The sequence below is a fragment of the Niveibacterium sp. COAC-50 genome, assembly GCF_013184235.1.
Classification (GTDB): domain Bacteria; phylum Pseudomonadota; class Gammaproteobacteria; order Burkholderiales; family Rhodocyclaceae; genus Niveibacterium; species Niveibacterium microcysteis.
On record NZ_JABCJM010000001.1, the window covers coordinates 1,506,774 to 1,521,981 of the forward strand.

The following is a 15,208-nucleotide window of genomic DNA, read 5'->3' on the forward strand; positions in this document are numbered from 1 at the left end:
CCCCTATCCGCCTTGCCCGGCTTCGCACAGCCAGCGCACCTGATAACTTCGAATCACCCCGGCGCACATGAGCTTGCGCGAGAGAAGACACAATGACCGCACGACCGATCCAGTTCTATTTCCGCGGCGCTGTCCAACAAATCAGCGGCAAACCCACCACCCGCAGCGTGCTGCAGTGGCTGCGTGAAGACGCCTGTGCCACGGGCACCAAGGAAGGTTGCGCGGAAGGCGACTGCGGTGCCTGCACCGTGGTGATCGGCGAACGTGATGACAGCGCGCCCAGTGGGCTGAAGGTCACCGCCGTTAACGCCTGCATCCAGTTTCTGCCCACGCTGGACGGGAAGGCCCTGTTCACCGTGGAAGACCTCGCCGACGGCGGCGAACTGCACCCGGTTCAGCAAGCCATGGTTGATTGCCACGCGTCGCAGTGCGGTTTCTGCACGCCCGGCTTTGCAATGAGCCTGTGGGCCGATTACGAAACGCGCTCCGGCACGCCGACCCGCGAACAGACGCTCAGCGTGCTCTCGGGCAACTTGTGCCGATGCACCGGCTACCGGCCAATCATCGACGCCGCGACAGCTGCCCATGCGAGGCCGCGCGTAGCCATGGACCGCGCCCCGGTGCGCGCTGCGCTCGACTTGCTCGCCGCCCTGCCCGCACTTGAATACCAGAGCGACCACACGCGCTTCTTCGCCCCGCGCACCGTCGATGAACTTGCAAGCACCTATCTCGCTCGACCGAGCGCGAGGCTGCTCGCCGGCTCCACCGACATCGGGCTCTGGGTCACCAAGCAAATGCGCGACTTGCCGGATCTGATCTACCTCGGTGCCGTAACCGAGCTGCGCACGATCACGCGCGACGATGATCAACTGGTGATCGGCGCAGGCGCGACGCTGACGGAGGCCTTCGCCGCACTGGTCGCGGCGAATCCCGCCTGGCAAGAACTGGCCGAGCGATTCGCGTCGATGCCGATTCGCAATGCCGGCACCTTGGGCGGCAACATCGCCAATGGCTCGCCCATCGGCGATTCGATGCCCGGCTTGATCGCGCTCGGCGCGAGCGTGTTGCTGCAACGTGGCGACGCGACGCGTGAGATCGCGCTGGAAGACCTCTACCTCGGTTACCAGAAGTCAGCGCTGCAGGCGGGCGAATTTGTGCGCGCGATTCGCGTGCCCTGCGGCCCTGCAGCACCCACGATGTTCCGTACCTGGAAGGTCAGCAAGCGCGCCGATCAGGACATCTCCGCCGTCTGTGCCGGCATCGCCGTAAGCGTGCGCGACGGCCTGATCGAGTCCGCCCGTGTCGCCTTCGGCGGCATGGCCGCGACCCCCAGCCGTGCACCGCGTTGCGAAGCCGCACTGCTTGGCCAGCCCTGGTCGGCCGAGTCGGTACGCGCAGCAATGCTGGCCCTCAGCGCCGACTACATGCCGCTCACCGACATGCGCGCCACCGCCAGTTATCGCAACGCCACCGCACGCAACCTGCTGTGGAGGTTCTGGCTGGAGACCGCAGCCCCAGCGAACGCACCAACCCGACTCGCGGAGGTTTCAGCATGATGGTTCCGCGTGGCGTCATCGGCGCCTCTCTGCCGCACGAAAGCGCGAAGCTCCATGTCAGCGGTCGCGCGCAGTACACCGACGATATGCCGCTACCCGCCGGCGCGCTGCACGCAGCGTTCGGCAGCGCCCCGGTCGCGCACGGGCAAATCACTGCGATGGATCTGGCGGCCGTGCGTGCCGCGCCCGGCGTGGTCAAGGTGCTCACCGCCGCCGACATTCCCGGCGAGAACAACTGCGGGCCGGTGCTGCACGACGACCCCATCCTCGCCGATGGGCTGGTGCAGTACTGGGGCCAACCGCTGTTCCTTGTCGTCGCCACAAGCCATGACGCCGCACGCCGTGCTGCGCGCCTCGCGAAATTCGAGTTCGAGCCCCTGCCTGCGGTGCTGACCGCTGAAGCAGCGATGGCGGCCGAATCCTGGGTATTGCCGCCGGTGGAAGTACGCCGTGGCGATGTGGTCACCGCACTGGCCGCCGCCAAGTACCGGCTGCAAGGCGCGGTGGATCTGGGCGGACAGGAGCACTTCTACCTCGAAGGCCAGATCGCGATCGCGACGCTGCGCGAAGACGACTCGATACACCTGAACGTTTCGACCCAGCACCCGACCGAGATGCAGCACATGGTGGCCCATGCGCTTGGCTGGCGGGCGCACCAGGTCAGCGTTGAATGCCGGCGCATGGGCGGCGGCTTTGGCGGCAAGGAATCGCAATCGTCGCAGATCAGTTGCGCCGCCGCGCTCGCTGCCTGGCACACCAAGCGCCCGGTGAAGTTGCGGCTGGATCGCGACGACGACATGACGATCACCGGCAAGCGCCACGACTTCCGCATCGAGTGGAACGTGGGATTCGATGCCGAAGGTCGGATCGAAGGCCTGGCGTTGACGCTGGCCTCGCGCTGCGGTTTCTCGGCCGACCTTTCCGGCCCGATCAACGACCGAACGATCTTTCACGCCGACAACTGCTACTACCTCGATGCGGTCGCCATCCGTAGCCTGCGCTGCAAAACCAACACGGTATCGAACACCGCCTTCCGCGGCTTCGGCGGCCCGCAGGGCATGTTCGCAATCGAGACCATCATCGACGATATCGCGCGCCACCTCGGTTGCGATCCGCTCGATGTGCGGCGGGTGAACTTCTACGGCGACAGCCGCGGCACGCAGCGCAACGTCACCCACTACGGCATGAAGGTGGAAGACAACATCGCCCCCGCGCTGGTCGAGCAACTGGTGCGCGACTGCGACTACGCCGCGCGGCGGGTGGATATTGCCCGCTTCAACGCCAGTAGCCCCATCATCAAGCGCGGGCTGGCGCTCACGCCGGTGAAGTTCGGCATCTCCTTCACGGCGACGATGTATAACCAGGCCGGCGCGCAGGTGGCGGTGTATTCGGATGGCACGGTGCTGCTCACCCACGGCGGCACCGAGATGGGCCAGGGGCTCTACACCAAGATCCGCCAGATCGTCGCCCATGAGTTCGGCCTGCAGGTGGAGGATGTGCGCCTCTCGCCCACCGACACCAGCCGCGTGCCCAACACCTCGGCTACCGCTGCTTCGAGCGGCACCGATCTGAACGGCAAGGCAGCACAGGCCGCCGCACAGGCGATCCGCGCGCGCCTTTCGGCCTTCATCGCGGCGCGCAACGCGGTCCCCCCGGAGCATGTGCTGTTCACGGGCGGTCGCGTCATCGCGGGCAGCGAGATCATCCCCTTCGTCGATCTCGTCGGGCAGGCCTACCGCGCCCGCATCCAGCTATGGGACGCCGGCTTCTACGCCACGCCCAAGATCCACTACGACCCGCACACGATGATGGGCCGGCCGTTCTACTACTTCGCCTACGGCGCAGCCTGTGCCGAAGTGGCGCTGGACACCCTCACCGGCGAGAGCCGCGTGCTGCGCGCAGACATCCTGCACGACGTCGGCCGCAGTCTGAATCCGGCCATCGACATCGGTCAGATCGAAGGCGGATTCATCCAGGGCATGGGCTGGCTCACCAGCGAAGAACTGTGGTGGAAGCCGGATGGCCGGCTGATGACGCACGCGCCATCCACCTACAAGATCCCGGCGGTGTCCGACTGCCCGCCTGTCTTCAACGTGAAGCTGTTCGAAGGCGAGAACGTGGAAGACGCGATCCACAAGTCAAAAGCGGTAGGGGAACCGCCGCTCATGCTGGGCTTGTCCGTGTTCTTCGCGCTGCGCGATGCCTGTGCGGCTGCGACCGGCGGCCCGGTCGAGCTCTCTGCCCCTGCCACGCCGGAAGCGCTGCTGCGCGCTATCGGCGGCCTCGCCATACCCGCGGAGGCGGCATGAACGAGTGGCTCACGCAAATAGCCCCCCTGCTCGGCGCCGAGGGGCCGCTGGTGTTGGTCACCGTGGCGCAGACCTTGGGCTCGACGCCCCGCGAGGCGGGCGCGACCATGCTCGTGGGTGCGACACAGACGGCTGACACGATCGGCGGCGGTCACCTGGAGTGGGAGGCCACCGCAATCGCACGCGCCCTGCTGCGGGACGGCACCCGCCTGCGCACCGTTCGCTTCTCGCTCGGCGCAAGCCTCGGGCAATGCTGCGGCGGTGCAGTGTGGTTGCTGTTCGAACGCATCGACGCAGACAGCGCGCTCATGTGGCGCCACCGCGCCGCCGCCGTGGCGCGCGGCGAACACCTCGCACGCGCGGTCGCGAGCAGCGATGCCCACTCAGTCTGGTCGCTATGCCCCGCGGGGCGAACCGGCACCGACTTCTCACGCGAGCCCGACGGCCACTGGCAGTTCGAACAACACATCGGCGAGCCGCCGTTCCCGATCAGCATCTTCGGAGCCGGCCACGTAGGCGAGGCACTGGTGCGGGTGCTCGCTCCGCTCGGCGCCCGGATCGCGTGGATAGACACCCGCGAGGATGTGTTCCCCGCTGAACTGCCCGCCAACGTCCGAGCGATCAGCACCGATGTGCCCGAGCAAGCAGTGGTCGACGCGCCGCCCGGCACCTGCTTTCTCGTACTGACGCACAGCCACGCACTGGACTTCGAGCTGTGCATGGCGATCTACCGCCGCAAGGACTTCGCCTACTTCGGCCTGATCGGCTCCGACACCAAGCGTGCCCGCTTCGAGCATCGCTTCACCGAGCGCGGCATTGCCGCGGAGCGCCTCGAAGAACTCACCTGCCCGATCGGTATCGCCGGCATTCAGAGCAAGCTGCCGCAGTCGATCGCCATCGGCGTTGCCGCGCAACTACTGCAACTGCGCGAAACGCGGCTGCTGTTGCAGCACGCTTCGCAACATGCAGCGTCGGCCCTCGCCGACATCCATTGCAAATCCACCGGAAGCCCGCGATGAACCCTGAGCCAGCGTCTCCAATCCCGCTTCACGGCGAGCCGCGTTTGCAGTTGCTCCACATCTCGAAACGCTACCCGTCGGTATTGGCGAATGACGACGTCAGCCTGGTTGTGCGACCGGGCGAGATCCACGCGGTGCTGGGTGAAAACGGCGCCGGCAAGAGCACCTTGATGAAGGTGATCTACGGTGCGGTGAAAGCCGACATGGGCGAGATCATGTGGAACGGCCGTCAGGTCGATATCCCCGACCCCGCCGCGGCTCGCGCGCTGGGCATCGGCATGGTGTTCCAGCATTTCTCGCTGTTCGAAACGCTGACCGTGGTCGAGAACATCGCGCTCTCACTCGGCGGTGAGTTCGATCTCGCAAGCCTTGCGGTCAAGGTCAAGGAAGTGTCGCAGCGCTATGGCCTGCCGCTCGATCCGCTGCGCCATGTGCACAGCCTTTCGGTGGGCGAGCGGCAGCGGGTGGAGATCGTTCGCTGCCTGCTGCAGAACCCGCAATTGCTGATTCTCGACGAGCCCACTTCGGTGCTCACGCCGCAAGCCGTGCGCAAGCTGTTCGAAACGCTGCGCCAGCTTGCCAGCGAGGGCGTCAGCATCCTCTACATCAGCCACAAGCTCGACGAGATCCGCGAGCTGTGCGAACGCGCCACCGTGATGCGCGGCGGCCGTGTCACGGGCGAAGCCGACCCGCGCCAGGAGAGTTCGGCCAGCCTCGCCCGCATGATGATCGGCCGCGAACTACCGCATTGCGAAGCGCCAACTTACGAGGGCGAACGCAAGCCGCTGCTGGAGATCCGCGCGCTATCACGCGAGCCGGACGATGCCTTTGGCACACGCCTCACCGACATTGCGCTCACCGTTCACAGCGGCGAGGTGGTCGGCATCGCCGGCATCTCAGGCAACGGCCAGGCCGAACTGCTCGCTGCGCTATCGGGCGAAACGCCGGTCGCGCGCGACATGGTGCAGCTGTGCGGCGAGGCCGTGGGCCACCGCGATGCCGGCGCGCGGCGCGATCGCGGGCTCTCGTTCGTGCCGGAAGAGCGGCTCGGGCGCGGCGCGGTGCCGGCGATGTCGCTCGCCGACAACGCGCTGCTCACCGCACACCGGCAAGGGCTGGTGCGCCACGGGCTGCGCCGCCTCGCCGCAGCGCGCGAATTTGCCCAACGCTGTATCGAGCGTTTCGACGTGCGCTGCGGTGGTACCGGCGCGGTGGCGCGCAGTCTTTCCGGCGGCAACCTGCAGAAGTTCATCGTCGGGCGCGAGATCATGCAGGCGCCCAAGGTGATGATCGTCGCTCAGCCAACCTGGGGCGTCGATGTCGGTGCCTCGGCCTTCCTGCGCCAGACCCTGCTCGACCTCTCGCGCAGCGGGGTCGGCGTGCTGGTGATCTCGGAGGAACTCGAAGAGCTGTTCGAGATCTGCGATCGCATCGCGGTGCTGGCCGGTGGGCGTCTCTCGCCCGCGGTGCCGCGCGAACAGACCAACGCCGAGGCGATCGGGCTTGCGATGTCCGGCCTCTTTGCCCAACCCACGCCGGAGAGCGCCCATGCTGCTTGAACCCCGCGCCACCCCGTCGCGCTGGATGAGCTATGCCGCGCCGCTGCTGGCGATCCTGCTCACCCTTGGCGTCGGCGCCCTGCTCTTTCTTGCGCTCGGCAAAGATCCGCGCGAGGCCTTCCATGTCTTCTTCATCGGCCCGCTGGCCGACGCCAACGGCTGGAGCGAACTGCTGCTCAAGGCTGCCCCGCTGATCCTGATCGCACAGGGGCTGGCGATCGGCTTTCGGGCGCGCATCTTCAACATCGGCGCCGAGGGCCAGTTGATCATGGGCGCAATCTTCGGCGGCGGCGTCGCAATTGCCTTCCCCGAATCGCAGAGCGCCTGGTTGCTGCCGGCAATGGTGCTGGCCGGCGCGGTTGGCGGCGCCTTGTGGGGAGCCATTCCGGCGCTGCTGAAAACCCGTTTCAACGCAGAAGAAACGCTGACCACGCTGATGCTCGCCTATGTCGCGAACTTCATTCTCTCGTGGCTCGTCAGCGACCCGTGGCGCGACCCGGCCGGCATGAACTTCCCGCAGTCGGTGATGTTCGGAGACGCGGCATTGTTCTCGATGCTGTTTGAAGGGCTGCGCCTGAACACCTCGGTGTTCATCACCGCCGCCGCGGTGCTGTTGTTCTGGCTGTTCGTATCGAAGAGCTTCCTGTCGTACCAGGTCACGGTCGGTGGCCTTGCGCCGCAGGCGGCACGCTACGCGGGCTTTCCGGCCAGCCGCACGGTCTGGCTCAGCCTGGTGCTCTCAGGCCTCACGGCAGGGCTGGCCGGCACAGGCGAAGTCGCCGGCCCGGTCGGGCAACTGAACCTGAACATCTCACCGGGCTATGGCTACGCCGCGATCATCGTTGCCTGGATCGGGCGCCTGCATCCAATCGGCATCGTGTTCGCCGGACTTTTGATGGCGCTGATCTACCTTGGCGGCGAGGCGGCGCAGATGGCGCTGCAAACACCGGCCGCGATCACCGGCATCTTCCAGGGCATGTTGCTGTTCTTCCTGCTTGCCTGCGACGTGTTCATCGACTTCCGCCTGCGCAAGCCACTCGAAAAACGCCGCGCCGCCGCACTCGCCAAAAAGGCCATCGCATGATCGAACATCTGATTCCGATTCTCGCCGGCACCTTGGGGGCTGCCACGCCACTGATCTACGCCGGCCTCGGTGAACTGGTGGCCGAACGCAGCGGCGTCATCAACCTCGGCGTCGAAGGCATGATGCTGATCGGCGCGGTCGCCGGCTTTGCCGCCGCAGTGGAGACCGGCGGCGGCGCGGGCGCCGGCTTCCTTGCAGGCGCTGCCGCCGGCACGCTTGCCGCGCTGTGCTTCGCGGTGCTGACGCTGTCGCTGGCCGCGAACCAGTCCGCCGCGGGGCTGGCTTTGACGATCTTCGGCATCGGCCTCTCCGCCTTCATCGGCCAGCACTATGTCAGCCACAGCCTGCCCGGCCTCAAGCCGGTTGCGCTGCCGCTGTTGTCGTCGATTCCGCTGCTCGGCCCGGTGTTCTTCACGCAGGACATGGGCGTGTACCTGTCCTTCGTGTTCTTCGGCATCGTGTGGTGGGTGCTGGCGAAGACCAAGCTGGGCCTGATGCTGCGCGCGGTCGGCGAATCACCCGAATCGGCGCATGCGCTGGGCTTTCCAGTGTTCGCGATCCGCTATGGCGCCGTGCTCTTCGGCGGCGCGATGGCAGGCATTGCGGGGGCTTACCTCTCGACCGTCTACACCCCGATGTGGGTGCAGAACATGAGCGCCGGGCGCGGCTGGATCGCCGTGGCGCTGGTCGTGTTCGCGACCTGGAAGCCGGGCCGCCTGCTGCTCGGCGCCTGGCTGTTCGGCGGCGTCACGATCCTGCAGTTCCATGCGCAAGCGCTGGGCGTACGGGTACCGTCGCAGTTGCTCTCCGCGCTGCCCTACATCGCCACCATCGTGGTGCTGGTGCTGATCTCGCGCGACCGCAAGCTGCTGCAGCTGAACCTGCCGGCCTCGCTCGGCAAGAGCTTCGTGCCAGGGCGCTGATTCCCAAATCAATCCGGCGACGCCACCTGAAGCGTCGCCGCGCAGGACCTGAGCCATGACGACCCTTTTACTGCAGCACGCCGATGTGCTGCTGACGATGGATGCTGCGCGCCGCGAGATCGCGGACGGCGCAGTGCTGATCCGCGACGGCGTGATCGAGACCGTCGGCACCACCGATGAACTCGCCGCGCTCTGCGCGCACGCCGGTGTGGCGCCGGACGAAACGATCGAGCTGCGCGGCCATGTGCTGATGCCCGGCCTCGTGAACACCCATCACCACATGTACCAGAGCCTGACCCGCGCGATGCCCGCGGCGCAGGACGCGGAGCTGTTCGACTGGCTGCGCGCGCTCTACCCGGTGTGGGCCGGGCTGACGCCGGAGATGATCCATGTCTCGACGCAAACGGCGATGGCGGAGCTGATCCTTTCCGGCTGCACGACTTCGTCCGACCACCTCTACATCTATCCGAACGGCAGCCGGCTCGACGATTCGATCGCCGCCGCGCAGGAGATCGGCATGCGCTTCACCGCGTGCCGCGGCAGCATGAGCGTGGGCCAGTCGAAAGGCGGCTTGCCGCCGGACGAAGTGGTGGAGCGCGAGGACGCGATCCTCGCCGACACCCGGCGACTGATCGAGACCTGGCACGACCCGCGGCGGCATTCGATGCTGCATGTGGCGGTGGCGCCCTGCTCACCCTTCTCGGTATCGCGCGAGCTGATGCGCGAATCGGCCGAGCTGGCGCGCCACTACGGCGTGCGCCTGCACACCCACCTGGCCGAGAACGACAAAGACATCAGCTACAGCCGCGAGGTCTTCGGCATGACGCCGGCCGAGTACGCCGAGTCATTGGGCTGGACCGGCGACGATGTATGGCACGCGCACTGCGTGAAGCTGGACGCGCCGGGCATCGCACTGTTTGCGCGAAGCGGCACTGGCGTGGCGCACTGCCCATGCTCGAACATGCGTCTGGCCTCTGGCATCGCGCCGATTCCGCAGATGCGCGCGGCGGGTGTACCGGTGGGTCTGGGCGTCGACGGTTCGGCATCGAACGACGGCGCGCACATGCTGGGCGAAGCGCGGCAAGCGATGCTGCTGGCGCGCGTCGGCCACGGTCCCGCTGCGCTCACCGCCCGCCAAGCGCTGGAACTGGCGACCCTGGGCGGCGCCCGCGTGCTGGGCCGCGACGACATCGGCGCGATCGCGCCCGGCATGAGCGCAGATTGCGTGGCCTTCAATACCGGGGGCGTCAGCCTTGCGGGCGGCGCGGTGCACGACCCGGTCGCTGCGCTGCTGTTCTGCACCCCGCCGCGGGTGAGCCTGTCGGTCATCAACGGCCGAGTGGTAGTGCGCGAGGGTCAGCTCACGACGATCGACCTGCCTCGTGTGCTCGAACGCCACAACCGCTTCGCGCTTGCCCTCGCTGCGGGGCACGCATGAACCAGCAGATCCACCTTGTCCGTGGCGCGGTACTGCACTTCCTCCGCGATCCGGGGCCGGTCGACGACGCCTCGGCCTGCGAGTTCTTTGAAGACGGCGCACTACTGATCGAAGCCGGCCGTGTCAGCGCTGTCGGCGAATGGGGGCACATCGCCGCCGCGCTTGATCCCGCTGCACGTGAGCATGCGCAGTTGCATGACTACCGCGGCCACCTGATCCTGCCGGGCTTGGTCGATACGCACATCCACTACCCACAGGTTGGGGTGCTGGGTTCATTCGGGCGGCAACTGATCGACTGGCTCACCGAATTCACCTTCCCGGCCGAATCCGCCTTCGCCGACCCGGCGGTCGCGCACCAGTGCGCCGAGTTCGTGGTGCGAAGGATGCTCGCGCACGGCACCACCACCGCATCGGTCTTCGCGACGGTGCATCCGCATTCGGTCGATGCCTTCTTCGAGGCCGCCTCGCACTTTGATCTGCGCATGTTGTGCGGCAAGGTGATGATGGATCGCAACTGCCCGGATTCACTGCGCGACACCGCCGTGAGTGCCGAACACGACAGCCGCGCGTTGATCGAGCGCTGGCACGGCCATGGCCGCCTGCGCTACACGCTGACCCCGCGCTTTGCGCCGACCTCGACGCCGCAGCAGCTGGACGTGGCCGGCGCGATGTACGCCGCGTGGCCGGATCTGCATGTGCAATCGCACCTCGCGGAGAACAAACGCGAGATCGAATGGGTACGCGAGCTCTTCCCGGATCGGCGCAGCTACCTCGATGTGTATGCGCACCACGGCTTGATCGGGCCACGCACGATCTACGGGCACTGCGTGCATCTGGATGAGGCCGAACGCAAGTGGATGGCCGACACCCAAACGGCGGCCGCGTTCTGCCCGACGTCCAACCTGTTCCTCGGCAGCGGCATGTTCGACTACCGCGCCGCACGCGATGCCGGCATGGCGGTGGGGCTGGCGACCGATGTGGGCGGCGGTACCTCCCTCTCGTTGATCCGCACGCTGGGCGAGGCCTACAAGGTGTCGCAGTTCTGCGCGCAGCCGCTGGCGCCGCTCTCGGCCTGGTATCTGGCCACGCTGGGGGGCGCCAGGGCCTTGGGGCTTGAACACTTCATCGGCAACTTTGAAGCCGGCAAGGAAGCGGACTTCGTGGTGCTGGACCTGCACGCCACCGAGGAACTGGCGTGGCGGATTTCGCATGCGTCAACGCTGCAGGAGCGCCTGTTTGCGCTGCAGACGCTTGGTGACGAACGCTGCGTGGTGGCGACCCACGCGATGGGCCGCCCGGTGTATCGGCGCGATTGAACGACGGGGCGCCCGAAACGGCGCCCCGCTTTGTCAGAGTGCCGCGCCGGCGCCGCGATGGGCCCAGCCGGTGAGGCGGCGTTCAAGCGCGGCAAAAAGCTCGTACATCACCACGCCCATCGCGCCGATTACGATCAGCCCGGCGAACACCAGCGGCATGTTCATCGACGAGCTGGCGGACATCATCAGATAGCCAATGCCAAGGTTCGAGGCGACGGTTTCGGAGATGACCGAGCCGACAAAGGCGAGCGTGATCGCCACCTTCAGCGAGGCAAAGAAGTAAGGCATCGCGCGCGGCAGCCCAACCTTGCGCAGGATGTCTAGCCGCGATGCGCCGAGCGAGCGCAGCACGTCTTCCAGTTCCGGCTCCAGCGTCGCCAGCCCGGTCGCCACGTTCACCACCACCGGGAAAAAGGAGATCAGGAAAGCGGTGAGGATCGCCGGCACCGTACCGATGCCGAACCACACCACCAGCACCGGCACGAAGGCGACCTTTGGGATGCTGTTGAAGCCCACCAGCATCGGGTAGAGCGCCTTGTAGACCAACGGTGAGGAGCCCACCACCGCGCCGACCACAAGCCCCACCACCACTGCCAGTGCGAAGCCGACCAGGGTGGTGAAGAAGGTTTGCGTCGCGTGCTCGAAGATCGGCCCCGCGGTAGCAAGGCCGGCCTTGAACACCGCGCTGGGTGCCGGCATGAGGAATTCGGGCACCGCGAAGCTCACGCAGATGCCTTCCCACATGATGAGGATGAACAGGGTGACCGCCCATGGGGCGAGCCGCATCAGGGTCTTCTGGCGAATGGCCATTGCGCTGCCTCAGTGCTTTCGGACGTGGCCGATGTGCTCACGCAAGGCGTGCACATGGCTGGCAAAGTGGTCGGTGTAGGTCAGATCCAGATCGCGCGGGCGCGGCAGGTCGATTTCTCGCCGGACGAGGATGCGGCCGGGGCGCGCACTCATCACGTACACCGTATCGGCAAGGAAGACTGCCTCGCGCAGATCGTGAGTCACCAGAATCACCGTGAAGGGCTGCGTCTGCCAGAGGTCGCGCAACATGCACCACAGCTCTTCGCGGGTGAAGGCATCGAGCGCACCGAAGGGTTCGTCGAGCATCAGCAGGCGCGGCTTGTGGATCAGCGCGCGGCAGATCGAAGCACGCTGCTGCATGCCGCCGGAGAGTTCCCACGGAAACTTGTCTTCGCAGCCCGCGAGGCCCACTGCAGCCAATTGCGCGCGCGCACGTTGCTCGAATTCGGCGCGGTGGCTGCGCAGTTCGCTGCGGTAAGGCTCGACGATCTCCATCGGCAGCATCACGTTCTGCAATGTGGTGCGCCAGGGCAGCAGGTTCGCTGCCTGAAAGGCCATGCCCACCAGATTGAGCGGCCCGCCCACCTGACGGCCATTCACATAGACATAGCCATCGTTGGGCAGGCGCAAACCGGAGACGAGCTTCATCAGTGTCGATTTGCCGCAACCGGATGGCCCGACGACGGCGACGAACTCGCCTTCACGCACATCAAGGTTCACATCCTCGATCGCTCGGGGGCCATCGTCCGTGTAGGCAAGGCTGACGTTCTCGAAACGGACGAAGCTCATTCGCGCCTCACTTGACCATCCGCTCGGCCTTGGCCGGCAGGAAGGCGGGATTGAAGAGTTCAGCGCCGCTCGGCACCTTCGGCAGCGCGTAGGCTTCGGCGGTTTCGGCGATCGAACGCTGCAGGCGCTCCGGTGTAACGCCGCCGAGCCCGTTGGCCTTGACCTCCGGCGTGACCACGTTGGCCGCGAGTGCGAGCTTCAGGCGGCGGGTTTCGAGCGCGGCATCGACCAGCGCATCGCGTTCCTTCACTGTCATTGCGGCAGCATCCGGCGAGGCGATCGTCTCCTTGAGCGCCTTGTTGAACGCACGCAGAAAGCCAGCCACGGCTTTCGGCTGTTCGGCCGCGAACTTCGGCGCGACGATGATCGCGTTGCCGTACAACTCCACGCCGTTGTCGGCGAAGGGCATCACGGCAATGTCCTGTGGCTTCACGCCCCGCGCTTCAAGGTTGAGCAGGCTGGTGAAGTAGAAGCCGGTGATCGCATCCACATCGCCGCGCGCCAGCAGGGTTTCGCGCAGTGCCGGTTCAACCGACTGCCACTTCACAGCATTGGGATCGAGCTTGTTGCTCTTCGCAAACGCTGGCCAGGCCTTGCGGCCCGCATCGAACACCGGCGCCGCGAGTGTCTTTCCGAGCAGGTCGGCCGGCTTGTTGATGGCGGACTTCTTCAGCGAAAACACGGCGGCCGGCGTGCTGTTGTAAACCATATACACAGCCTGGATCTTGGAGCCCGGCTGCTTGGCATCGTATTCAACCAGTGCGTTGAAATCGGCGAAGCCCATTTCGTAGGCTCCGGTCGCCACGCGGGTAACCGCGCCGGCCGAGCCGTTGCCTGCATCGATCGAGACATCCAGCCCTTCAGCCGCGAAGTAGCCTTTCGATTTAGCCAGCAGGAATGGTGCAGCCGGGCCTTCGAAGCGCCAGTCGAGCGTGAACTTCAACTTCAATGCCTCGTCCGCAAGAACGCTGCCACCGTTGAGTAGCAAGAAAGCGGCACCAGCAAGCTCAATGACTGTGCGGCGAGTAAAACTGAAAGGCATCGGGTTCTCCTGAATTGGCAACGTGAGCAGTTGCACCAACTCAGCAATCCGTATGCCACACCCTATTTCCAGTCAAACCGCCCGAGGCAGCCGGCCAACCAATTCAATGACGCCAGTCTGGTGCAATAAAACCCGAATTGCATTTCAATCTGGTGCGCACGGCAAATTGCTGCATCAATTCGGCGCATCGCTCAACCGATGATCACGAAACCGAAAACCGCAATATCCCGGAATCGCATACCAAGCTGCCGCAAACCCAGTCTGCACAAGACCTTTCCGCCTCTGTCGCAAAAACAACGACAATTCACGGAACTCAAACCGGTTAATCCACCGTTAAGGTTCGTGTATTACGGAATCATTATCCCGGGTATAAGCACCCCCACTCCCTTGCACTGCTAGCATCGAATCGAATCAAAGCGCTGCCGGCACGAAGGCCGTGACCGCAGGCGAGTTTCCGATTTCATTCAAAGCCAGCCCGAACAGACAGGGAGATTCACATGAAAGCAAAACTTTCGCTCGGCGTCGCCGCCGTACTCAGCGCAATAGCCGCCGCCCCCGCCTCCGCGGCGGATTGGAGCGATACCTCGGCTAGCTGGCGCTACGGCACGCAGTTCGCCGAACCCGCGATCGACAAGGACATCAAGAAGAACATCTTCGCGCTGACCCATGTCAGCGGCTACAAGTACGGTAGCAACTTCTTCAACGTCGACTTCCTGCTGTCGGATGAAAACGACCCGGCCGCGGGCGGGAAAGGCGGCGCGCAAGAAGTCTATGCCGTCTATCAGAACCAACTGCACCTGGGCAAAGTCACCGGCGCCGATCTGTCGTTTGGCCCCGTGCGTGATATCGCGATCACGACTGGCTTCGACGCCAGCGCGAAGAACACCGACTTCGCGGCGCGCGTCCGCAAGTTCACGTTTGGCCCGACCTTGAAATTCGGCGTACTCGATGGCTGGGTCGACTTCAGCCTGATGTACTACAAGGAAACCAACCACAACGGTATCGTTGGCAAGGATGTGAATTTCGAGAGCACCTACCGCGTAGCCGCCGCATGGGGCATCCCCTTCAACGCCGGCCCGCTGCCGATCAGCCTGAACGGCTTCTTCACCTACACCGGCGAGAAGGGCAAAGATGGATTCGGCGCCGACACGAAGCCTGAAACGCTCACCGACATCTTCCTGATGGCCGACCTTGGCGCGCTGGCTGGCAAGAAGGGCACATTCCTGGCGGGCGTCGGGTATGAGTACTGGCAGAACAAGTTCGGCAACGACCATGAACAGGTTGTCGGTTCAACCGGCAAGACGCCGATGATCAAGGCGGAAGTGCATTTCTGATTCGGATCCGCGATTGGAATGAACAAAGG

12 protein-coding genes are annotated in these 15,208 nt (G+C 65.5%); 9 read left to right on the top strand and 3 right to left on the bottom strand.

Features of this window, described 5'->3' with window-relative positions:
• Window positions 1–92 precede the first annotated feature (92 nt).
• From xdhA to guaD, 8 genes are read left to right on the top strand one after another with little or no spacing between them, the layout of a single operon-like run.
• Window positions 93–1,556, top strand: a complete 1,464-nt coding sequence (gene xdhA / locus HH302_RS06685; RefSeq protein WP_172200039.1) for a xanthine dehydrogenase small subunit — start codon at window positions 93–95, stop codon at window positions 1,554–1,556.
• A complete protein-coding gene (gene xdhB, locus HH302_RS06690) occupies window positions 1,553–3,865 on the top strand; it encodes a xanthine dehydrogenase molybdopterin binding subunit (protein WP_172200042.1) in 2,313 nt (770 codons plus the stop codon). Before xdhA ends, xdhB begins: the two co-directional genes overlap by 4 nt.
• Window positions 3,862–4,884: a xanthine dehydrogenase accessory protein XdhC gene (xdhC, locus tag HH302_RS06695; protein ID WP_172200045.1), complete on the top strand. Its 1,023-nt coding sequence runs from the start codon at window positions 3,862–3,864 to the stop codon at window positions 4,882–4,884. Before xdhB ends, xdhC begins: the two co-directional genes overlap by 4 nt.
• Window positions 4,881–6,443, top strand: a complete 1,563-nt coding sequence (locus tag HH302_RS06700) for an ABC transporter ATP-binding protein (protein ID WP_172200048.1) — start codon at window positions 4,881–4,883, stop codon at window positions 6,441–6,443. The genes xdhC and HH302_RS06700 overlap by 4 nt, the downstream gene beginning before the upstream one ends.
• Entirely contained in the window at window positions 6,433–7,527 is a 1,095-nt protein-coding gene (locus HH302_RS06705) for an ABC transporter permease (protein ID WP_172200051.1), read from the top strand. Before HH302_RS06700 ends, HH302_RS06705 begins: the two co-directional genes overlap by 11 nt.
• A complete protein-coding gene (locus HH302_RS06710; RefSeq protein WP_172200054.1) occupies window positions 7,524–8,450 on the top strand; it encodes an ABC transporter permease in 927 nt (308 codons plus the stop codon). Before HH302_RS06705 ends, HH302_RS06710 begins: the two co-directional genes overlap by 4 nt.
• Before the next feature lie 55 nt (window positions 8,451–8,505).
• Window positions 8,506–9,888, top strand: coding sequence for an 8-oxoguanine deaminase (locus HH302_RS06715; protein WP_172200057.1), 1,383 nt, complete (start codon window positions 8,506–8,508; stop codon window positions 9,886–9,888).
• A complete protein-coding gene (gene guaD / locus HH302_RS06720; protein ID WP_172200060.1) occupies window positions 9,885–11,204 on the top strand; it encodes a guanine deaminase in 1,320 nt (439 codons plus the stop codon). Before HH302_RS06715 ends, guaD begins: the two co-directional genes overlap by 4 nt.
• Before the next feature lie 33 nt (window positions 11,205–11,237).
• On the opposite strand, the gene HH302_RS06725 is transcribed toward guaD, so the two are convergent.
• Genes HH302_RS06725 through HH302_RS06735 form a run of 3 tightly spaced genes read right to left on the bottom strand, consistent with a single transcriptional unit; the run spans window position 11,238 to window position 13,845 of the window.
• Entirely contained in the window at window positions 11,238–12,014 is a 777-nt protein-coding gene (locus HH302_RS06725; protein WP_172200063.1) for an ABC transporter permease, read from the bottom strand.
• Window positions 12,015–12,023: 9 nt separating this feature from the next.
• Window positions 12,024–12,803 (bottom strand): ABC transporter ATP-binding protein, encoded by a 780-nt coding sequence (locus tag HH302_RS06730; protein WP_172200066.1) that lies wholly within the window; start codon window positions 12,801–12,803, stop codon window positions 12,024–12,026.
• A gap of 7 nt (window positions 12,804–12,810) precedes the next feature.
• Window positions 12,811–13,845, bottom strand: coding sequence for an ABC transporter substrate-binding protein (locus tag HH302_RS06735; RefSeq protein ID WP_172200069.1), 1,035 nt, complete (start codon window positions 13,843–13,845; stop codon window positions 12,811–12,813).
• A gap of 497 nt (window positions 13,846–14,342) precedes the next feature.
• Between HH302_RS06735 and HH302_RS06740 the strand changes: the two genes are divergently transcribed.
• A complete protein-coding gene (locus tag HH302_RS06740) occupies window positions 14,343–15,179 on the top strand; it encodes a hypothetical protein (protein WP_172200072.1) in 837 nt (278 codons plus the stop codon).
• The last annotated feature ends 29 nt before the right edge of the window (window positions 15,180–15,208 follow it).